The following is a 19,585-nucleotide window of genomic DNA, read 5'->3' on the forward strand; positions in this document are numbered from 1 at the left end:
GACGACTGACCCTTTATTCCATGGAGTGAATGCAATGAGCCTTTTGAGTTTTGTCAAAGAAGCCGGTGAGAAACTGCTTGATCTGTTGACTCCCGGAAACGCCAATGCCAGCGAGCAGTTGAAGGAACATATCAGCAAGGTCGGGCTGGGCAATCCCAACGTGCAGGCGACCGTGGATGGCGACAAGGTGACAATCACCGGTGAGGTGGCAAGCCAGGAAGAGAAGGAAAAGATTCTGCTCGCGGTGGGCAACATTGCGGGCGTAGGCAGTGTCGATGATCAGATCACGGTGACCGGACCGGTCGTCGTGGCTGCCGAGTTTGTCGAGGTCAAGGCAGGTGACACGCTCAGTGCGATTTCCCTGCGCGTCTATGGCAATGCCAACCAGTACGAGAAGATTTTCGAAGCCAACAAACCGATGCTCAAGGATGTGAACAAGATTTATCCGGGGCAAAAGCTGCGCATTCCAAAATAACGCGCTGTCCATGTAGGCGCTGCCGAAGGCTCGGGCCGCGATCGGACGATCTTTTGAGCTTGTTTCAATCAAGGGCAAGATCAAAAGATCGCTGCCTTGGGCAGCTCCTACAAGGATCAGAGTCCGGTGATGAGATCGCGGTAGTCCTCGACTGCGGCAAACTCGGCCGTGTCCTTGGGCCCTTTGCGGCTGTCCGGTTCTTTCACCGCGAGCAGATGCGCTACGCCAAAATCCCGCGCACTGCGCAGGATCGGCAAGGTGTCGTCGATAAACAGGCTGCGCGCCGGATCAAACCCGATGTCCGCCTGCAAGGCATCCCAGAACTGCGGGTTCTCCTTGGGATAACCATAGTCGTGCGAGCTGATCAGCCGTTCGAAGTACGGTGCCAGTTCAATCCGTTCCAGTTTCAACGACAACGAATCGCGGTGCGCGTTGGTGATCATGATCACCCGTTTGCCGGCGCGTTTGATCGCGTCGAGAAAGGTGTCGGCATCCGCGCGCAGGGCGATCAAGTGGGCGGTTTCCTGTTTCAGTTCGCGCACCGATAATTTCAGTTCCGCGCTCCAGAAATCCAGGCAGTACCACTGCAACTGGCCGGCGTGGCGTTCGAACAGCGGCTGCAATTCCAGCTCGGCCATGGCCCGGCTGATGCCGTGCAGTTCGGCGTAGCGCTGGGGCAGGTGCTCGAGCCAGAAGTGGTTGTCGAAGTGCAGATCCAGCAGCGTACCGTCCATGTCGAGCAGAACGGTATCGATGTCGGACCACGGTAAAGAAGGCATGGCAACGTCTCGAACGGTGAAAGGATATCCGACGCAAACAATCGGGAAAGCCGCGTTATAGTAGCGCGTTCACGCCAAGGAGCTTTGCATGCGCCAGAAACCCACCGTACTCGCCCGCGAGATCGTCGCCACCAGTCGCCTGTTTCGCGTCGAAGAACTCAAGCTGCGATTTTCCAATGGCGTGGAGCGCACCTATGAGCGTCTGGTCGGCAAGGGTGCGGGCTACGGCGCGGTGATGATCGTCGCGATGCTTGATGCCGAACACGCGGTGTTGATCGAGGAATATTGCGGCGGCACCGACGAGTACGAATTGTCTCTGCCCAAAGGCTTGATTGAGCCGGGCGAAGACGTGCTGGCGGCGGCCGAGCGGGAGCTCAAGGAAGAAGCCGGTTATGGCGCGCGCCAACTTGAACATTTGACCGAACTGTCGCTGTCACCCGGTTACATGAGCCAGAAGATCCAAGTGGTGCTGGCCACCGATCTCTACGAAGAACGGCTGGAAGGCGATGAGCCGGAGCCGATGCGGGTCGACAGGGTCAACCTGCGCGAACTGTCGGCGCTGGCGCTGAATCCGCAATTTACCGAAGGCCGCGCATTGGCGGCGCTGTATTTGACCCGTGATCTGCTGCGCCAGCGCGGGATGTTCAGCTATGAGTGAGACCTCGATGAATTTTCCCCATCCGCTGATGGCACCGGTAATTGAGTTGGCTTTACAGGCTGGCGAGGCAATTCTGCCGTTCTGGCGTGCCGGCGTTGAAGTCACCGCCAAGTCCGATGATTCGCCGGTGACGGCCGCCGATCTGGCTGCGCATCATCTTATCGTCGCCGGGCTGACGGCGCTGGATCCGAGCATTCCGGTGCTCTCGGAAGAGGACGCCGATATCCCGCAGAGCGTGCGCGCCAGTTGGCAGCGCTGGTGGCTGGTGGATCCGCTGGACGGTACCAAGGAATTCATCAGTGGCAGTGAGGAATTCACCGTGAACATCGCGCTGATTGAAAATGGCCGGGTGGTGTTTGGCGTGGTGACGATGCCGACCAACGGTCGCTTTTACGTCGGCGGTGCCGGACTCGGTGCCTGGCGTGGCGACAAGAGTGGTACGCCGACGGCGATTCAGGTGCGCGATGTGCCTGCACCGGGGGAGGCGTTTACCGTGGTGGCCAGCCGTCGACATTCTAGTCCGGAGCAAGAGCGTTTGCTGGCCGGGTTGAGCGCCAGTCTCGGTGAGCTGCAACTGGCCAATATCGGCAGTTCCTTGAAGTTCTGCCTGTTGGCCGAAGGTGCTGCCGATTGCTATCCACGCCTGGCGCCGACTTCGCAGTGGGACACGGCGGCAGCGCAGGGCGTGCTGGAAGGGGCTGGTGGCGAAGTGCTCGATCTGCGCGGTGAAGCGTTTTGTTATCCGGCGCGGGAATCGCTGTTGAACGAGTTCTTTCTGGCGCTGCCGGCGAAGGCTGCGTGGCGAGCTCGGTTGTTGGAGTTGGCCCGAGGTTAATGTTCTGATCCGGAATCCCCTCACCCCAGCCCTCTCCCCAGGAGAGGGAGCCGACCGAGTTGTCTGGCGCTATGCTCGGACCTGGAGAATCGAGTCGATTGTGGATTCGGCGAAGCAGTTTCAGGTCGACGTAAATCTGCAGCACCTCCGTATCGGTTCCCTCTCCCTCGGGAGAGGGCTAGGGTGAGGGGGCTTTGATCTTCAACGGTGCAAAACGTACTGGCCGGTAAATCTCACCGCAACGTCCTCACTTCCCGCATTCAGGATCCGCGTATCCAGCGTCAACCGAGCTCGCCCATAACGCCGATACATCGCCACAAAGCGTTTCCAAATCGCCGCATCCGGCGCCGGGCAAATAGCCACGGCGTCCCCGGTTACCGGCAGCGGATAACTGATCTGCCCTTCCTGAATGACGATGTGTCCGTCGGTAATCCCTTCTTCCTTCAACCGCAGATGCAACCAGCCCCAACCGGCCAGCACCGCGCCACAGTACAGGCTGCCGCCAAACATGGTGCTCTTGTGATTGACGTTGGGCGCGAGCGGCAGGTGCAGGCGCAGTTGCTGATCCCGCCATTCGAGAACTTCAAGTCCCATCTCGGCAGTCAGCGGAATGTCGTGATGCAGCACCGTTTGCAGGTATGCGCTTACGCTGCTCATTCGTTGTCTTCCCCGTGGCTGCTGTCGCCGAAATTCAGACCGTGTTTGCGCAGTTTGTCATGCAGGGTCTTGCGCGGAATGCCCAAGGCTTCGGCAAGGCTGCGCACCGAGCTGTGCGAGCGCGCCAATTCGGCGGCGATCAGCGATTTCTCGAAGTTTTCCACTTGCTCGCTGAGGCCGCCACTGACCACTTCGACAGGCGTGCCGCCGCTGCCATCAGCGCTGTTGTCCAGTGCCAGCTCAAGCCCAAGGGCGAAGCGTTCGGCAGCATTTTGCAGTTCGCGCACGTTGCCCGGCCAGGTGTGGCGCAGCAGCAAGGCGCGGTGTGCCGGTTGCAGTTCGTGGGGCGGCAAGCCGTGGCGGGCGCTGGCTTCATCGGCGTAGTGCTGGAACAGCACCAGTGCGTCTTCGCCCCTTTCGCGCAGCGGCGGGATGCGCAGCGGCGCGACGTTGAGGCGGTAATACAAGTCGGCGCGGAAGCGTCCCTGATCCGCCGCCTGACGCAGGTCTTCCTTGGTCGCGGCGATGACGCGGATGTCCAGTGGGATCAACTGATTGCCGCCCAGACGTTCGACGACCCGCTCCTGCAGCATGCGCAGCAGTTTCACTTGCACGTCCATGCTCATGCTTTCGATTTCGTCGAGAAACAGCGTGCCGCCGTTGGCGAATTCGAATTTGCCGATGCGGCGTTTCTGCGCGCCGGTGAAGGCGCCGGGTTCGTGACCGAACAGCTCGCTTTCCACCACCGACTCCGCCAGGGCGCCGGCGTTGATCGCCACGAACGGACCGTTGCGGCGGCTCGACAAGTCGTGCAGCGCGCGGGCCACGACTTCTTTGCCGGCACCGGTTTCGCCGAGGATCAGCACATCGGCCTTGGTCGCCGCCAGCGCACCGATCTGCTCACGCAGGCGCAGCATTGGCGTCGAATGGCCGACCAGTCGCGCGCTCAGTTCGTTGCGGTCGCTCAACGCCAGACGCAGGCTGCGGTTGTCCAGCACCAGACGCCGTAGCGAGAGGGCGCGACGGACGCTGTCGAGCAGCGCATCGCTGGCAAAGGGTTTTTCCAGAAAATCGTAAGCACCGGCGCGCATCGCCTGCACCGCCAGCGGTACGTCGCCATGGCCGGTGATCAGCAGCACCGGCAGCTCCGGATCCTGTGCATGCAACTCGCTCAACAGTTCGAGGCCGTCCATGCCGGGCATGCGGATGTCGCTGACCACCACGCCGGGCCAGTCACGCTCAAGTTGCGCGGCCAGGCCCTTGGCTTCGGACAGCGGCAGGATTTTCAGGCCGGCCAGATCCAGCGTTTGGCCGAGGGCTTGGCGCAGGTGCGGATCGTCGTCGATCAACACTACCTGGATGCGATTGTCGATGGTCATGCACTTCGATCCTCTGACGGTTGCAGGCTGACTCCGGGCGCGCCGGCGCGCAGGCGCAGGGTGATCAGGGCGCCGCCTTGCTTGTGGTTGGCGAACGACAGCTCGCCACCAAAGGCGCGCATCAGCGTTTCACAAATGGCCAGTCCCAGACCCAGACCCTGGGTGCGGGTCTTGGTGGTGTAAAAGGGCTCGCTGGCGCGGCCAAGAGCTTCCATGCAGAACCCGGGGCCGTTGTCGCGAATGTACAGATTGACGCCGTCGGCGGTGGCTTCGGCACTCAGCCACAATTTGCGCGGCGGGCCTTTTTCGGTGAGCGCATCGAGGGCGTTGGCCAGCAGATTGCCCAGCACCTGACGCAAGCGGGTTTCGCCGGCCTCGACCCACAGCGTGGCTGCGGGCAAGTCGCGGATCAATTCGACTTCCATGCTGCGCCGACGTTTGGCCAGCAATGCCAGCGCATCGTCCAGCGCCGGTTGCAGGGCAACGCTTTCCGGTGCGTGGCGATCGCGGCGGGCGAAGGCGCGCAGGTGGGCGATGATCGAGGCCATGCGCCCGGTCAGTTCGCTGATGAGCTTGAGGTTGCCCCGGGCGTCCTCGGTGCGCTGATGATCGAGCAGCACTTCGGCGTTCTCCGCATAACTGCGAATCGCCGCCAGCGGTTGATTGAGTTCGTGACTGATGCTCGCCGACATGGTCCCCAGCGCCGACAATTTGCCCGCCTGGACCAAGTCGTCCTGAGCGCGCACCAGCTCCTGCTGGGCGTGCTCACGCTCAAGCACTTCCTGTTTCAAACGGCGGTTGAGGCCTTCCAGGTCGCTGGTACGTTCGGCGACGCGGCCCTCCAACTCGCGGCGTGCCTTGGCCTCGAAGGCGATGCGCTCTAGATAATGGCGGCGGCGCTGCATCATCAAACCCACCAGCAACATGACCACCAACAGTGTGGCACCGCCGATCGCGACCACCGTGCGCACCGGGCGATCGATCAGTGTACGCGGGGCGAGGATGCTGACGCTCCAGCCGGTTTCGGCGATGTCGTGGGTCTGCGTCAGCCAAGCGTCGGAACTGAGGTTCAGTGGCCGGGGTTCGCGGGTCGGGTAGGGCTGGATCGCGGTGATTGCAGCGCGCTCGGTTTCACTCAGCTCACGAGTGGCGCGGAAACGCCATTCCGGGCGCGACGTCAGGATGACCACGCCGTTATGGTCGGTCACCAGCAGTTGTTCCGGCGTCTTGCCCCACAGGCTTTCGGTGTGGTCGAGGTCGACCTTGATCACCAGCACACCGATGATTTTCTCGCCGTTGCGCACAGCGGCGGCGAAGAAGTATCCGCGTTTGGCCGACGTGGTGCCGAGGCCGAAGAAGCGTCCGAGGCGCCCGGCCATGGCTTCACTGAAATACGGGCGGAAGGCGAAATTGCGGCCGACGAAGCTGTCGCGTTTGTCCCAGTTCGACGCCGCCAGCGTCTGACCGGACGTGTCCATCAGGTACATGACTTCAGCGCCGGTCTGCGCGGCGATGTTGTTCAGCAGGCGATTGGCATTGCCTTGGGTGACGCCGTCGTCTGGCGCACCGAGCACCGCGCGCAGGGCCGGCAGATCGCCGAGAATCTGCGGCAACACTTCATAGCGATGCAGGGTGCCGAGCAGGTTGGCGACGTAGAGATCGAGGGTCTGGCGGTTCTGCCCGGCGAGTTCGCTGCGGTAATAGCGTTCGGCAAGATGTTCCAACGGCCACAGCAGTGGCGCCAGGCACAGGGCCAACAGCGCGAGGCTGCGCCAGCGGGGTCTGCGGGGAAGCGATGGTTTCATGAGCCGGATGCGCCTGAGGTAACTGGCGCATTATGCCCGGCCTCAGGCGAAGACGTCAGCGTCCTTGAGCAGCGCGGCCGCCTGATCCTTTGCCGATAGCGTCGGTGCTTCGTCCAGTTGCCAGTCGATGCCAATTGCCGGGTCATCCCAGCGAATGGCGCGTTCGTCTGACGGGGAGTAGTAATCGGTGGTCTTGTAGAGAAAATCGGCGTAATCGCTCAGCACCACAAAGCCATGGGCAAAACCCTCGGGTACCCACATCTGCCGATGGTTCTCGTCGGACAGCCGCACGGCCACCCATTTACCAAAGTTCGCCGAGCTGCGGCGGATGTCCACAGCAACATCGAGCACCTCACCGGCGGTCACGCGCACCAGTTTTCCCTGGGTTTGCTGCAACTGGTAATGCAAGCCACGCAATACGCCTCTTTGTGAGCGCGAATGGTTGTCCTGCACAAATTGCACATCCAGGCTGGTTGCTTCCAGAAACGCCTTGGCATTGAAACTCTCGTAGAAAAAACCGCGCTCGTCACCAAACACCTTCGGTTCGATGATCAGAACACCGGGTAGGTCGGTGGTGATTACATTCATGAGTATTTCCATAGATTCGAGGCGAACGGCCGGTATTCTTGCGCAAAGTGCTACCGGGTGCGAGTACCGATGCAAATACCGTAGTCAATGTCGGACGGGGGTTGCGTATCGAGCAACGCAATGGCGATATAAGCGCCTAATAATACTTCAGGGGTCGTCTCATGCCGCTCGCCACGTTGATTCATCGCGCCAGTTTGCCCGCTCCGCAGGTTTCAGAGGCGCAGGCGCTGCAATGGCTGGCCGAGCATTACGGGCTCAGCGGCACGTTGCAGGCGCTGGGCAGCCAGCAGGATCTGAATTATCGCGTTGACAGTGCGCGTGGGCGCTTCGTATTGAAAATCTGTCGTGGCGATTACGCGCTGGTGGAGCTGCAAGCCCAGCACGCAGGTCTCAAATACCTGGCCGAGCACTCGGCGATCAAGGTGCCGCAGGTGATCGCCGCCAATAATGGTGAAGACCTGTTGTCGCTGCAAGCCAATGGCGAAGCGGTTCATGTGCGATTGCTGGAATACATCGACGGGCAGCCGTTGACCGATTTCGATCATCTTGGTCAGGACGTGATCGCCGGGTTTGGCCGGCTCTGTGGCGAGATGGATCTGGCCCTGGAAGGTTTCGATCATCCGGGCCTTGAGCGCACATTGCAGTGGGACGCGCGTCACGCCAGCGCGTTGATCAGTCATCTGTTGCCAGTGATCAAGGATGAGCAGCAGCGTACGGTGATTAGCACAGCTGCCGATCAGGCCGAGCGCCGTTTGCAGCCGTTGCTGGACAAACTGCCGGTGCAGGCGATTCACATGGATATCACCGATGACAACGTCGTCTGGGCGCGGGATGCCCAGCGGCATTGGCAGTTGCAGGGCGTGATCGATTTCGGTGATCTGGTGCGCACCTGGCGTATCACCGATCTGTCGGTGACCTGCGCGGCATTGCTGCATCACGCCGATGGCGATCCGTTTGTCATCCTGCCGGCGATCAAGGCTTATCACGCGGTCAATCCGTTGCACTATGCAGAACTGCAAGCGCTCTGGCCGTTGATCGTCGCGCGAGCGGCGGTGCTGGTGCTCAGTGGCGAGCAGCAGGTCAGCATCGATCCGGGCAACACCTACAGCCGCGACAATCTCAATCATGAGTGGGAGATCTTCCGCGTCGCGACTTCGGTGCCATTGGCGCTGATGGAGGCGGCGATTCTCACTGCCGTGGGCCAGACCTTACCGAGGAACGAACACGCAGAATTTGCGCCGCTGTTGCCCGGACTGGTCGGGCGCGAATTTGCGCTGATCGATCTGGGCGTGTTGAGTCCGCACTTCGAGGCGGGCAATTGGGAGCAGCCGGGCATCGATCAGCGCTTGCTGACCGAAGCCGCAGCGGTGCATGGGCTGGCGGCGACGCGTTATGGTCAGTACCGCTTGTCACGTACTCGGCCGGACAGCGCGACTGAGCCGGATACGTTCGCGTTGCATGTCGAATTACGTGCGCCGTCTGGAAGCGAAGTGCAAACGCCGTTCGCCGGCGTTCTGAATCAAGCGGCAAACGGTGCGCTGCAACTCGATGGCCCACAGTTCAGCCTTCGCCTGTGGGGCGTGACGCCTGTTCTTGAGCATGGGGTGGCAGTGGATCGAGGCCAGAAACTCGGTGCGGTCACGGGGCCGCTGCTGGTGCAGTTGTGCCGAGAAGCAGAACTCGACGCGCCGCTGTTTTGCACGCCGTCCCGTGCGCCGGCCTGGCAGGCGTTGTGTCCGTCACCGGCGACCTTGCTCGGGTTGGCCTGCGACGCCGAGCCGGAGCTGGACGCGAAAACGCTGCTCGAGCGCCGCGACGCCAGTTTTGCCCGCACGCAAAAACACTATTACCTCGACCCGCCGCGCATTGAACGCGGCTGGCGCAACCACCTGGTCGACATGCACGGCCGTTCGTATCTGGACATGCTCAACAACGTCGCCGTGCTCGGTCATGGTCACCCTCGGATGGCGGCGGTCGCAGCACGGCAGTGGTCGTTGCTCAATACCAATTCGCGCTTCAACTATGCGGCAGTCGCCGAGTTTTCCGAACGCTTGCTGAAACTGGCGCCAAAGGGCATGGATCGGGTGTTTCTGGTCAACAGCGGCAGCGAGGCCAATGACCTGGCGATTCGTCTGGCCTGGGCCTTCAGCGGCGGGCGCGACATGATCAGCGTGCTCGAGGCGTATCACGGCTGGACGGTCGGTGCCGATGCGGTATCGACGTCAATTGCCGACAACCCGAAGGCGCTGGAAAGTCGCCCGGACTGGGTGCACCCAGTGCCGGCGCCGAACACTTATCGCGGCGAATTCCGTGGCGTCGATTCAGCGCCGGATTACGTGCGCAGCGTCGAACATCATCTGCAGAAACTCGCCGAGCAGAAGCGCCAACTGGCGGGTTTCATCTGCGAGCCGGTCTACGGCAATGCCGGGGGATTGCTTTACCGCCGGGCTATTTGCCGCAGGTGTATCAAAAGGTCCGCGCGCAGGGCGGGGTGTGCATCGCTGACGAAGTGCAGGTCGGTTACGGGCGCATGGGCCATTTTTTCTGGGGCTTCGAAGAGCAGGGCGTGGTGCCGGACATCATCACCATGGCCAAAGGCATGGGTAACGGCCAGCCACTGGGCGCGGTGATCACTCGCCGGGAAATCGCCGAGGCGCTGGAGGCCGAAGGTTATTTCTTCTCGTCGGCGGGCGGCAGTCCGGTCAGTTGTCAGATCGGCATGGCGGTGCTCGATGTGATGGAGGAAGAAAAGCTCTGGGAAAACGCCCAGGTCGTCGGCGCCCACTTCAAGGCGCGCCTGCAAGCGTTGATCGATAAACATCCGCTGGTCGGCGCGGTGCACGGCTCCGGGTTTTATCTCGGGCTGGAGCTGATCCGCGATCGGCAGACGCTAGAACCGGCAACTGCCGAGACTGCATTGCTGTGTGATCGCCTGCGCGAGTTGGGGATCTTCATGCAGCCGACGGGCGATGACTTGAACATCCTCAAAATCAAGCCACCGATGGTGACGTCGCGCCAGAGCGTGGATTTCTTCGTCGAAATGCTGGATCGGGTGTTGAGCGAAGGACTGTAAGCGAGGCACATTCCCTGTGGGAGCGAGCCTGCTCGCGAAAGCTGTGTATCAGTCGCCACACGCGGTGACTGACACAGCGCATTCGCGAGCAGGCTCGCTCCCACATCTGTTTTCAGTCTTAAGTCCGATTTGTATCGATTTAATTGGCGTTAAAACAGAAAGATTCCTTATTTACAGCTTCTAAAGCCGATATTTATCGGTTATAAAGTCGCCATTGCTCCGGCATGGTGATCTCTTGTCCGGTGCGCGCGTTTTCTTTTCGGTCGAACTCTTCGACCGTCAAAGCACTAGCCCGGAGATGATTCATGAGCCGTATCGTTACCGTCGCCGCCACGCAGATGGCCTGTTCGTGGGACCTGGAAGCCAACCTCGAAACCGCTGAAAGACTGGTCCGCGAAGCCGCCGGCAAAGGCGCGCAGATCATCCTGATTCAGGAACTGTTTGAGGCACCGTACTTTTGCCAGAAGCCGAATCCGGATTACCTGCAACTGGCAACGACGGTGGAAGACAACGTCGCCATCAAGCATTTCCAGAAAATCGCCAAGGAGCTGCAGGTGGTGCTGCCGATCAGCTTCTACGAACTGGCGGGGCGTGCGCGCTTCAACAGCATCGCGATTATCGACGCCGATGGCAGCAACCTCGGGATTTATCGTAAGAGCCACATCCCCGACGGCCCGGGCTATCACGAGAAGTATTACTTCAATCCGGGCGACACCGGCTTCAAGGTATGGAACACCCGTTACGCGAAAATCGGCGTCGGCATCTGCTGGGACCAGTGGTTTCCGGAAGCGGCGCGCAGCATGGCCCTGCAAGGCGCGGAAATTCTCTTTATCCAACCGCGATCGGCAGCGAGCCGCATGACAAGACCATCTCGTCGCGCGATCACTGGCAGCGGGTGCAGCAGGGCCATGCCGGCGCCAATCTGATGCCGCTGATCGCCAGCAACCGCATCGGCAATGAAGAGCAGGACGGCTACGACATCACCTTCTACGGCTCGTCGTTCATCGCCAACCAGTTCGGCGAAAAAGTGCGGGAGCTGAATAAAACCGAAGAAGGTATTCTTGTGCACACGTTCAACCTCGACGAGCTGGAACATATTCGCAGCGCGTGGGGTTCATTTCGCGACCGCCGGCCGAATCTGTACGGCGCGTTGAAAACCCTCGACGGTTCCCTGGAGTCCTGATGACCACATTGAAAAGTACCCCGCGCGCCGACGGCTTCTACATGCCGGCCGAGTGGGCGCCACAAACCCAGACCTGGATGATCTGGCCCGAGCGCCCGGACAACTGGCGTCTGGGCGGCAAACCGGCGCAGGCCGCGCACGCCGCAGTGGCCAAAGCCATCGCCCGCTTCGAGCCGGTGACCGTTGCCGTCTCCGCCGGCCAATACGAAAACGCCCGCGCGCGCCTCGACGTGCCGAATATCCGCGTGGTGGAAATGTCCAGCGACGACGCCTGGGTTCGCGACAGCGGCCCGACCTTCGTCATCAACAACCATGGCGAAGTGCGCGGTGTGAACTGGGATTTCAATGCCTGGGGCGGTTTCGATGGCGGCCTGTATGCGCCGTGGAACCGTGATTCGCAGGTCGGTGGCAAGATTCTCGAACTCGAACGCAGCCCGCGCTACCGCACCGAAGGTTTCGTGCTTGAAGGCGGTTCGATACACGTCGACGGCGAAGGCACGCTGATTACCACCGAAGAGTGCCTGCTCAACCGCAATCGCAATCCGCACCTGAGCCGCGAAGAAATCGAAGCGGTGCTCCGTGACAACCTGTCGGTGGACAAGATCATCTGGTTGCCAGATGGCTTGTCCAACGATGAAACCGACGGCCATGTGGATAACTTCTGCTGCTATGTGCGTCCGGGCGAAGTGCTGCTGGCATGGACCGATGATCCGCAGGATCCGAACTACCCGCGCTGCCAGGCCGCAATGCAAGTGCTGCAAAACAGCACCGACGCCAAGGGCCGCCCGTTCACGGTGCACAAAATGCCGATTCCGGGGCCGCTGTATGCGACCGAAGAAGAATGCTCCGGAGTCGATGCGGTGGACGGTTCGCAGGAGCGCAATCCATCCGTGCGCCTGGCCGGTTCCTACGTGAACTTCCTGATCGTCAACGGCGGAATCATCGCGCCGAGCTTCGACGACCCGATGGACGCGCCGGCCAGGGAAATCCTGCAGAAGCTGTTCCCGCAGCATGAAGTGGTGATGGTGCCGGGCCGCGAATTGTTACTGGGCGGCGGCAATATTCACTGCCTTACCCAACAGCAGCCAGCGCCGCACAAAGATTGAGTTGAGTCGTAACAGCTTGAGTCGGTTAGCAAAACAGCGACACAACGGTTAGCTCGCCAGGCATGAAAGCAAGCCCGCGGCCCATCAGGACCGCGGGCTTTTTCATGCGCGCTGGTCGGGAATCTGCGCGCCTTGGCATACCTCTTGTATTGCTTCTGGTGCACCAGGGAGGGAGGGAACTTCAACAGTTCTGTCACAAACCTTGGATAACGTAGCCGCTCATGAACGGGGAGAGAGCGCTGAGATGAACGCCGAAGTGAACGTAGTCAGCGAGCGGACTGTGCATCCCATGGCCGTTAACGGCGAATCGCTCCAGCTGGTCGCGCACTGGTTGAAGTCCAATGGAACGCGTCAGATCAGACAACCTGATCCGCGCCGGATGATGATCGAGCGCTACCCTGCTGGCCTGTTCAGCGAGGCTGAACTGGAAGCGTTATGGGATGTGATGGAAGGATAGATTCAGCATGGATTGATCAAAAAGCGCTGCCGGGATGGCGGCGCTTTTTTTGCACTGACATTAGTGCACTTCGGTTCAATGTGGGAGCGAGCCCGCTCGCGAAGGCATCAGCACGGTCACTGCCTTGTTGACTGGCCGCCGCTTTCGCGAGCAGGCTCGCTCCTTGTATGTTCCCCAGACACCAGCATGAATGAGATCTAAGCTCGCTGGTGCGACATACGAAGATGTGTTTCTGGGGAGACCGATCGCTCCTTAAGGCAGGACTTGCTCCTGACCTTGTCTGTAGAGAGGTCCCCCGCCTCATTGCCCACCACGAAGAGTATCGAGAAGCCGACGAGTCGGACTTCGCATTACAAGGTTGCAGTGGCATGAAGTTCGAGGTCAGGGGAACCAGGAAGCATTTTTAACTCAGTTCTCTTGGAGTTGAAAGCATGAACATGCACGTCGGTTTGGATGTGGGATCTCGCACTACAGCGATGGGCTGGCGCAATGGCGGCCGCTTTGCAGGTCAGTGCAATATCGACCAGACGCCGGCGGGGCGCAAGGCTGCTGTCGGCAAATTGCTTGAGCTCAAGCCGATATCTGTGGTGATGGAAGCCACCGGTATCTACTACCTGGACTTGGCCATGGAGCTCGCTGCGGCGGGTTTGCCAGTCTCGGTTATCAATCCGAAGAGTTTTCACAACTTTGCAAAGCTGATGCTGAAAAACAGCAAAACGGACGCAATCGATGCCCAATTATTAGCTGAATACGGCGAACGGATGAGCCCAAGGTTGTGGACGCCGCCCACTTCAATACAGCTTGAGCTGCGTGCTATCGGCCGCCACATCAATCGTTTGACAGGTCACCGCACCCGCGCCAAAAACGAGCTGCATGCGCTAAAAGCTACTCAAACAACACTCCCGATGCTGATTGAGGATGAAGAAGAGGCCATCAACGCCTTTGACAAACGAATCGAGCGTTTCCGTGTCGCTGGTCGGGCATTGATCGACAACTGCCCAATGTTGAGCGCCCAGTTTGGACACATGATTGCCGCTCCAGGCATGGGTGAGATCTCAGTATTTGCAGCGCTGGCTGAACTGACGACCTTACCGGTGACGCTTAAATCCGCGCAGGTTAGCCGCCATGCCGGACTCGATGTCCGACTCACGCAATCAGGAAGCAGCATTGATAAACCCGGCCGGATAAGTAAGGGCGGCAATGCCTATTTGCGCTCAGCGATGTACATGCCTGCGCTGACCGCCATACGTTGCGACCCGAACGTGAAAGCGTTTTACGAAGCGTTGGTGGCCCGAGGAAAGAGGAAGATGCAAGCTATCGTCGCAGTCATGCGCAAATACCTGACCGGACTATGGGCCTGCATGCAGGCCGGAGAAGACTTCGACACGGCCAAGCTTTTTAGCGGTAAACACGTCCAAAAAGCTTGACCGTGAACAGAGTATCTACAGACCAAAACTCCCTGCTTAATTTCATTTTTTTGCAATCGCCCAGCTAAGAATTTACGTTTCTTAGACGTTTTTCGCCTATTTAAAGACGATTCTTGAAATTGACACACTGTTCAGGGCGCGGCTACGATTCGGCCCAACGCCTGTGGCTAACCGCCATGACTCAAAACAAGGAGCAGGCCCGCCATGACGTTTGCGTTGGCGGGTCTTTTTGTTTCGGGGTGAATACAAGAGTGCAAAAGCGCCGTTTCAGCCGTTCGACACAGCGCGTTTCAACCCGTAATAAGGAAAACAAAATGTTGAACAAGCGAATCAGCCTGATCGCACTGGGGATGTTGAGTGCTACACAGGCCATGGCTAACGACCAGGCCGAATCCAAGGGTTTCGTTGAAGACAGCAGCCTCAAAGTGCTGTTGCGCAACGCCTATATCAATCGTGATTACAAAGACGGTCGCCCGGACAAAGCCGAATGGGGCCAGGCGGCAATCGGAACGTTCTCTTCCGGTTTCACCCAAGGCACCGTAGGTGTCGGGGTTGACGCCTTTGGTCTGTACGCGCTGCGTCTGGACGGCGGCAAAGGCCGCACCGGCGCGCAAGGCATCGACTTCTTCAGACAGGAAAACGACGGTCGCGCGAACCACGACATCGCCAAGGGCGGCGCAGCGGTCAAATTCCGTGTTTCCAACACCGTGTTGACCTACGGCGACCAGATGCCGGCCCTGCCGGTGCTGAGTTACGACAACGTGCGTCTGCTGCCGGAAAGCTACACCGGGACTTTGATCACTTCCCGTGAGATCAAAGGCCTGGAACTGAACGCCGGTCGTTTCACCGCCGAGTCGCGCAAGAGCGATGAAGGCCGTGACAGCGGCGGTCTGAAGGCGATCAACGTATTGGGCGGTAGCTATCAGTTCACCGAACACTTCAAAGGCGCGCTGTACGCGTCCGACGTTGAAGACGTCTTGAAGAAACAGTACGTGAACGCCAACTACGTGATCCTGTTCAACAAGGATCAGTCCCTCACCCTGGACTTCAACGGCTACCGCACCAAGCTGGACAATTCCTATGTCCGCGAAAACGGTGTAACCGGTGACGACAACAAGATCTGGAGCCTGGCAGCCACTTTCGCCACCGGCCCGCACTCGTTCACCGTGGCGCATCAGCGTTCCACCGGTGACAGCAACCTGGGTTATGCCTACGGCGGTTATCAGAAAGATCAGGGTCGTGTCGGTGACGGTGGTAACACCATCTACCTGGCCAACTCCTACTGGTCGGATTTTAACGCCGAAGACGAACGCAGCTGGCAACTGGGCTACGGCCTGGACTTCGGCGCATTCGGCGTTCCGGGTCTGAGCTACAACTTCGCTTACGTGCGTGGCGACAACATCACCACCTCCACCAGCGAAGGCGGTACCGAGCGCGAGATCTTCAACCAGTTCAAGTACGTCGTGCAAAGTGGCCCGGCCAAAGACCTGAGCGTGAAGTTGCGCAGCTCGATCCTGCGCGTATCGCAGAAATCCAGCGAATACAACGTCAGCGGTAACGAGCTGCGGGTATTCGTGGACTATCCGATCAACATCTTCTGATGATCTATACGTTGTAAGGAAAATGAGAAAACCCCGATTCGTTCGGGGTTTTTTTCGACGGTTTTTCAGCGGAAACCGGAAATAACCGATGTTTTTGTCATGTAAAAATTGTTTTTCAAGCGCTGCAGATTTCGTTTCAAGCAGTGCTTCAAATGCCTGAAATTCTTTCTCATGGACGCAAATTCTCCACCTAATAGATTAGGGCGTTCAACGCAGCGGAGAATTGGGTAATGATCGTTTTGAACAGAGAAGTGGGCGAATCGCTACGGCGCGACAAGTTTGTCAACGTCCAGGGTGGTGACTTCAATCTCTACGGTCATTTTGCCGACTTCGTCAGACTGACCAAAAGTTGGGAAAACATGGAGCCTGACAGCTACTACGGTCAGGCCGAGGCCGGCATGCGTTACCGTCGTTACAGCGACTTTGAATACAACCCGAAAACCCGTGAGCTCAAGCAACTTGAGCATCGCGCTTATGTGCAATCGAAAGAGAACAACGCTTACGTCGGTGGCGTGGTACGGCACTTTCAGGATTTTTCCGAAGAAGTGATCTCTTCCCCGGTGATGCGCAGCCTGATCGACACTGATTTCGAAGTGTACAAAAGTGTATTGCCGGAAGAGTTGCACGATGAGATCTGGCAGTGCCAGATCCATCAGATCCGCATCGAAATCAAACCCGGTAAACAGTTGGAAATCACGCCTGAAGGCATTCACTGCGACGGCTATCCGTTCAGCGGCGTGCACTTCTGGGGGCGTAATAACGTCGATGGCGCGGAGAGCCGTTTGTACGACATCCACGAGCATCAATTGGCGGCGACCACCTACGAGGAAATTCTCGACACCACCTACTTCCTCGATCGCGACATGCGCCATTACGTGACCCCGGCGCGCAACACCCACACCCATGCCATGGCGTACCGTCAGATTCTGGCGATTTCCTTCTCGCGGCCCGGGACCGCTTTCGACATTGTTCGCTAATCAGATCACCCCAATCGACGGCGTCGAGTGCTCGACGCCAGTGGTCCTGCGCCGTGCCACCGCCAAGGATGCGCAACGCATGGAGCGTTTCTTCCGCCAGTTCGACGAAGTGTCGTTCTGCGAATGGCAGGACGCCAAATGCCTGCGTGGCGTGTTGATCCAGAAAACCACCACGGCGTATCTGGCGTTCGATGTGGAGGGTGAAATCGTCGGCGCGGTGCTTGGTGGCATGCTCGGCAGTCGTGGCACGATCAACCATCTGGCGGTCAGCCCGCGCTACCGCAGCCAAGGCGTGGGACAGCGCCTTGTCGAAGCTGCATCGTCCGACATGAAGCGGGTCGGGGTGCTGCGGATGTTTCTGTTCGTCGACGATGCTAACCTCGCGGGCAAGCGATTCTGGACTGCCCAGGGTTTTTGCGAGCCTCACGGCGAACGGACATTTGAGAGGGATCTATGAATGAAAGGTCCGGCAGCGCACCGCTGATGGCGACTCATCAGCCGTCGCGCACGTTTGCCGAAGCCAGCCCGGTGGTCGCCGGGTATTTCACCGTGTCGTTTGTCTTCGGGTTGATGGCGGTCAACGCCGGCCTGCCGATGTGGCTGCCGGTGGCGATGTGCTTGTTTGTCTATGCCGGCGCTTCGCAATTCGCCGCGCTGGCGCTGATCTCCAGCGGCGCATCACTGACCACCATTGTGCTGACCACTTTCCTGATCAATGCGCGGCACATGCTGATGTCGGTGTACATGGCCAAGGCCCTGCGCGCGCTGGGTTTGAGCCGCATGGAGCGTTGGGCTTACGCCGGTGGCCTGACCGATGAGTCCTTCGCTTTCCACAGCGTCAAGCTCGGTACCGGCGCACCGGTCAACGTGCGTTATCTGATCGGTTTCAACCTGTTCTGCCACACCTCGTGGGTGCTCGGAGGTTTGCTCGGCGCGGTCTGCGCGCAGTACGCGGCGCACTTGATCAAGTATCAGCTCGACTACGCGCTGACGGCGATGATGCTCTACGTGCTGGTGTCGCTGTGCAACACGCGCAACAAACTGATCGCCGCTGCTGCCGCCGTGATCTGCATGGGCGCGCTGAGCCTGATCGGCAGTTCGCCCTTCAACGTATTTATCGCCACGTTTGTGGGCTGCGGAGTGGGTGTATGCCTGACCAAACGTTCCTGATTCTGGTGGTGGTGCTGATGATGGCCGTGACGTTCCTGCCACGGGCACTGCCGCTGCAAATCAACACCGAACATTGGCCGCCATTTATCGCGCGGGCACTGGAATACTTACCGGTGGCGATCGTCGCCGCGATCAGCCTGACCCCCTTGTTGATCAAGGACCGGCAGATACAGCTCGATCGCCCGGAATTCTATGCCGCGATTCCGACGTTGCTATGTGCGTATTTCAGCAAAAACCTCTTTCTCAGTGTGGCGGTGGGGACGGCTGCGTACATTGCGCTCGGCTCGTTCATGTAGGGGCAGATCAACGACGTCGTTCAGCGCCTGGTGCGACAGCTCCGGATTGTTTACCGCCAGGCGCACTTCGAGGAAATCCTCGAAACCGGGAAAAATCGTCAGTCCGTTCTTCTGCGCCGCTTCACGCGAGACCATGCCGACCGCATCCATCTGCGTGATCAACGACAGCGTCAGGGTTTCGCTGCAGGAATAGACCATGCGCTGGCCGTTCTCGTGGTTGCCAAGCCCGGCGTCGAGAAAACGCAAAAAGCTGTGGGAATACGGACAATCTTCCGCAGGACGCACCTGAAACTTGTTGCCCAGCAACGTCAGCGGATCGTTTTCTTGACCGCAATGCGCACCAACCACCTGCACCTGCACATCCGGCAGGACGATGCTCGGCAAGCCCGGGCGCTGCGGACCGATCAGCACGGCGAGGTCGAAATCTTCGTTCTTCAGTTTACTCAGATTCTCCATCGACTCGGCGTAGCTGAACTCCATCTGATAATCCGGAAACACCTCGATCAGACGCCCGATCATGCGCCGGTTGAAGTCGGGTGCCAGGGTATTGTTCAACGCCACCTTCAACGTGCGCTGCCCCGGCACTTTCAACGCCGCGACTTTTTCTTCCATCTGTCGCGTCGCGATCAACACCTTGTCGATGTAAGGCGTGAGCTCCGTGCCTTGCGGCGTCAGCGTCAGGCCCTTGTTGGAACGGCGAAACAAGCGGAAACCGAACTGCTCTTCGACCTTGTTCAACTGTGCGGCCAATGCCTGCACGGTCAGGCACGAATGCTCGGCTGCAGCCGACAGCGAGCCAGTCTGCACGATGCGCATCAGGTTGCGTAAGGTTCTGCTATCCATGGGTAATGCCCTCTGAAGTGGGCTGGTATTGTTGTTTACGAGACGACTGAACCGGCGCCATATGCTGGCTATATTCCCGTACCTGAGCATAGTTGTCGCGGACTTGGTAGCGAATTGATTTCCCCGCCGATGGCTGGAGGCTGACAGAGGATCGGGGTTTTTGCTGGGATGGGGGTGATGGAGATCAAAAAATGTGTGCAAGCAGTATGGATTTTTCACTCTGCACGGTTGTTCCTAAGTGTATTAATTTTGAGTAAATGTACAGATATGTACTAA

The 19,585-nt window shown here is 59.3% G+C and carries 17 protein-coding genes and 2 pseudogenes; 13 read left to right on the top strand and 6 right to left on the bottom strand.

Annotated elements, in window-relative coordinates:
* The first annotated feature begins 34 nt into the window (after positions 1–34).
* Positions 35–475 carry a peptidoglycan-binding protein LysM gene (lysM, locus tag LJU32_05965; protein ID WKV89862.1) on the top strand — a complete coding sequence of 147 codons (441 nt, stop codon included), beginning with the start codon at positions 35–37 and terminating at the stop codon, positions 473–475.
* 116 nt (positions 476–591) lie between these two features.
* Here the strand turns inward: lysM and yrfG are convergent, their stop codons facing one another.
* On the bottom strand, positions 592–1,254 hold the full coding sequence (gene yrfG / locus LJU32_05970) for a GMP/IMP nucleotidase (GenBank protein WKV89863.1): 663 nt from the start codon (positions 1,252–1,254) through the stop codon (positions 592–594).
* An 88-nt stretch (positions 1,255–1,342) separates the two neighbouring features.
* Between yrfG and nudE the strand changes: the two genes are divergently transcribed.
* Together nudE and cysQ are read left to right on the top strand one after the other, a co-directional pair.
* A complete protein-coding gene (gene nudE, locus LJU32_05975; GenBank protein WKV89864.1) occupies positions 1,343–1,912 on the top strand; it encodes an ADP compounds hydrolase NudE in 570 nt (189 codons plus the stop codon).
* Positions 1,913–1,919: 7 nt separating this feature from the next.
* Complete coding sequence (gene cysQ / locus LJU32_05980) at positions 1,920–2,747, top strand: 3'(2'),5'-bisphosphate nucleotidase CysQ (protein ID WKV91047.1); 828 nt, start codon at positions 1,920–1,922, stop codon at positions 2,745–2,747.
* A gap of 201 nt (positions 2,748–2,948) precedes the next feature.
* On the opposite strand, the gene LJU32_05985 is transcribed toward cysQ, so the two are convergent.
* From LJU32_05985 to rfbC, 4 genes are read right to left on the bottom strand one after another with little or no spacing between them, the layout of a single operon-like run.
* Positions 2,949–3,404: a thioesterase domain-containing protein gene (locus LJU32_05985; protein ID WKV89865.1), complete on the bottom strand. Its 456-nt coding sequence runs from the start codon at positions 3,402–3,404 to the stop codon at positions 2,949–2,951.
* Positions 3,401–4,783 carry a sigma-54 dependent transcriptional regulator gene (locus tag LJU32_05990; protein ID WKV89866.1) on the bottom strand — a complete coding sequence of 461 codons (1,383 nt, stop codon included), beginning with the start codon at positions 4,781–4,783 and terminating at the stop codon, positions 3,401–3,403. The genes LJU32_05985 and LJU32_05990 overlap by 4 nt, the downstream gene beginning before the upstream one ends.
* A complete protein-coding gene (locus LJU32_05995) occupies positions 4,780–6,588 on the bottom strand; it encodes a sensor histidine kinase (GenBank protein ID WKV89867.1) in 1,809 nt (602 codons plus the stop codon). Before LJU32_05995 ends, LJU32_05990 begins: the two co-directional genes overlap by 4 nt.
* Positions 6,589–6,630: 42 nt before the next feature.
* On the bottom strand, positions 6,631–7,176 hold the full coding sequence (rfbC, locus tag LJU32_06000; GenBank protein ID WKV89868.1) for a dTDP-4-dehydrorhamnose 3,5-epimerase: 546 nt from the start codon (positions 7,174–7,176) through the stop codon (positions 6,631–6,633).
* Positions 7,177–7,337: 161 nt separating this feature from the next.
* Between rfbC and LJU32_06005 the strand changes: the two are divergent.
* The 10 genes and pseudogenes from LJU32_06005 (at position 7,338) to LJU32_06050 (ending at position 18,466) form a co-directional block, all read left to right on the top strand.
* A pseudogene (locus LJU32_06005) lies at positions 7,338–10,249 on the top strand (aminotransferase).
* A gap of 305 nt (positions 10,250–10,554) precedes the next feature.
* A pseudogene (gene aguB, locus LJU32_06010) lies at positions 10,555–11,432 on the top strand (N-carbamoylputrescine amidase).
* On the top strand, positions 11,432–12,538 hold the full coding sequence (aguA, locus tag LJU32_06015) for an agmatine deiminase (GenBank protein WKV89869.1): 1,107 nt from the start codon (positions 11,432–11,434) through the stop codon (positions 12,536–12,538). The pseudogene aguB and the gene aguA overlap by 1 nt, the downstream one beginning before the upstream one ends.
* A gap of 244 nt (positions 12,539–12,782) precedes the next feature.
* Entirely contained in the window at positions 12,783–12,995 is a 213-nt protein-coding gene (locus LJU32_06020; GenBank protein ID WKV89870.1) for a hypothetical protein, read from the top strand.
* A gap of 431 nt (positions 12,996–13,426) precedes the next feature.
* A complete protein-coding gene (locus LJU32_06025; GenBank protein WKV89871.1) occupies positions 13,427–14,422 on the top strand; it encodes an IS110 family transposase in 996 nt (331 codons plus the stop codon).
* A gap of 314 nt (positions 14,423–14,736) precedes the next feature.
* The gene (locus LJU32_06030) at positions 14,737–16,023 is read left to right on the top strand and encodes an OprD family porin (protein WKV89872.1); all 1,287 of its coding nucleotides are present in this window, start codon (positions 14,737–14,739) and stop codon (positions 16,021–16,023) included.
* 230 nt (positions 16,024–16,253) lie between these two features.
* A complete protein-coding gene (locus LJU32_06035; GenBank protein ID WKV89873.1) occupies positions 16,254–17,000 on the top strand; it encodes a 2OG-Fe dioxygenase family protein in 747 nt (248 codons plus the stop codon).
* A gap of 79 nt (positions 17,001–17,079) precedes the next feature.
* Positions 17,080–17,457 (top strand): GNAT family N-acetyltransferase, encoded by a 378-nt coding sequence (locus LJU32_06040; GenBank protein WKV91048.1) that lies wholly within the window; start codon positions 17,080–17,082, stop codon positions 17,455–17,457.
* Complete coding sequence (locus LJU32_06045; protein ID WKV89874.1) at positions 17,454–18,170, top strand: AzlC family ABC transporter permease; 717 nt, start codon at positions 17,454–17,456, stop codon at positions 18,168–18,170. Before LJU32_06040 ends, LJU32_06045 begins: the two co-directional genes overlap by 4 nt.
* On the top strand, positions 18,149–18,466 hold the full coding sequence (locus LJU32_06050; protein WKV89875.1) for an AzlD domain-containing protein: 318 nt from the start codon (positions 18,149–18,151) through the stop codon (positions 18,464–18,466). Before LJU32_06045 ends, LJU32_06050 begins: the two co-directional genes overlap by 22 nt.
* On the opposite strand, the gene LJU32_06055 is transcribed toward LJU32_06050, so the two are convergent.
* A complete protein-coding gene (locus LJU32_06055) occupies positions 18,383–19,309 on the bottom strand; it encodes a LysR family transcriptional regulator (protein ID WKV89876.1) in 927 nt (308 codons plus the stop codon). The genes LJU32_06050 and LJU32_06055 overlap by 84 nt on opposite strands.
* Between the last annotated feature and the right edge of the window lie 276 nt (positions 19,310–19,585).

The organism is Pseudomonas sp. B21_DOA, assembly GCA_030544685.1.
GTDB classification, from domain to species: Bacteria; Pseudomonadota; Gammaproteobacteria; order Pseudomonadales; family Pseudomonadaceae; genus Aquipseudomonas; species Aquipseudomonas fluorescens_AO.

What these genes read in the sequence shown, in the direction of transcription:
- cysQ (WKV91047.1), top strand. Translation starts at nt 1,920, where the DNA reads ATGAATTTTCCCCATCCGCTGATGGCACCGGTAATTGAGTTGGCTTTA.
- LJU32_06045 (WKV89874.1), top strand. Translation starts at nt 17,454, where the DNA reads ATGAATGAAAGGTCCGGCAGCGCACCGCTGATGGCGACTCATCAGCCG.
- rfbC (WKV89868.1), bottom strand. Translation starts at nt 7,176, where the DNA reads ATGAATGTAATCACCACCGACCTACCCGGTGTTCTGATCATCGAACCG.
- LJU32_05990 (WKV89866.1), bottom strand. Translation starts at nt 4,783, where the DNA reads ATGACCATCGACAATCGCATCCAGGTAGTGTTGATCGACGACGATCCG.
- lysM (WKV89862.1), top strand. Translation starts at nt 35, where the DNA reads ATGAGCCTTTTGAGTTTTGTCAAAGAAGCCGGTGAGAAACTGCTTGAT.
- yrfG (WKV89863.1), bottom strand. Translation starts at nt 1,254, where the DNA reads ATGCCTTCTTTACCGTGGTCCGACATCGATACCGTTCTGCTCGACATG.
- LJU32_05995 (WKV89867.1), bottom strand. Translation starts at nt 6,588, where the DNA reads ATGAAACCATCGCTTCCCCGCAGACCCCGCTGGCGCAGCCTCGCGCTG.
- LJU32_06040 (WKV91048.1), top strand. Translation starts at nt 17,080, where the DNA reads ATGGAGCGTTTCTTCCGCCAGTTCGACGAAGTGTCGTTCTGCGAATGG.
- nudE (WKV89864.1), top strand. Translation starts at nt 1,343, where the DNA reads ATGCGCCAGAAACCCACCGTACTCGCCCGCGAGATCGTCGCCACCAGT.
- LJU32_05985 (WKV89865.1), bottom strand. Translation starts at nt 3,404, where the DNA reads ATGAGCAGCGTAAGCGCATACCTGCAAACGGTGCTGCATCACGACATT.
- LJU32_06055 (WKV89876.1), bottom strand. Translation starts at nt 19,309, where the DNA reads ATGGATAGCAGAACCTTACGCAACCTGATGCGCATCGTGCAGACTGGC.
- LJU32_06025 (WKV89871.1), top strand. Translation starts at nt 13,427, where the DNA reads ATGAACATGCACGTCGGTTTGGATGTGGGATCTCGCACTACAGCGATG.
- LJU32_06035 (WKV89873.1), top strand. Translation starts at nt 16,254, where the DNA reads ATGATCGTTTTGAACAGAGAAGTGGGCGAATCGCTACGGCGCGACAAG.
- LJU32_06020 (WKV89870.1), top strand. Translation starts at nt 12,783, where the DNA reads ATGAACGCCGAAGTGAACGTAGTCAGCGAGCGGACTGTGCATCCCATG.
- aguA (WKV89869.1), top strand. Translation starts at nt 11,432, where the DNA reads ATGACCACATTGAAAAGTACCCCGCGCGCCGACGGCTTCTACATGCCG.
- LJU32_06050 (WKV89875.1), top strand. Translation starts at nt 18,149, where the DNA reads ATGCCTGACCAAACGTTCCTGATTCTGGTGGTGGTGCTGATGATGGCC.
- LJU32_06030 (WKV89872.1), top strand. Translation starts at nt 14,737, where the DNA reads ATGTTGAACAAGCGAATCAGCCTGATCGCACTGGGGATGTTGAGTGCT.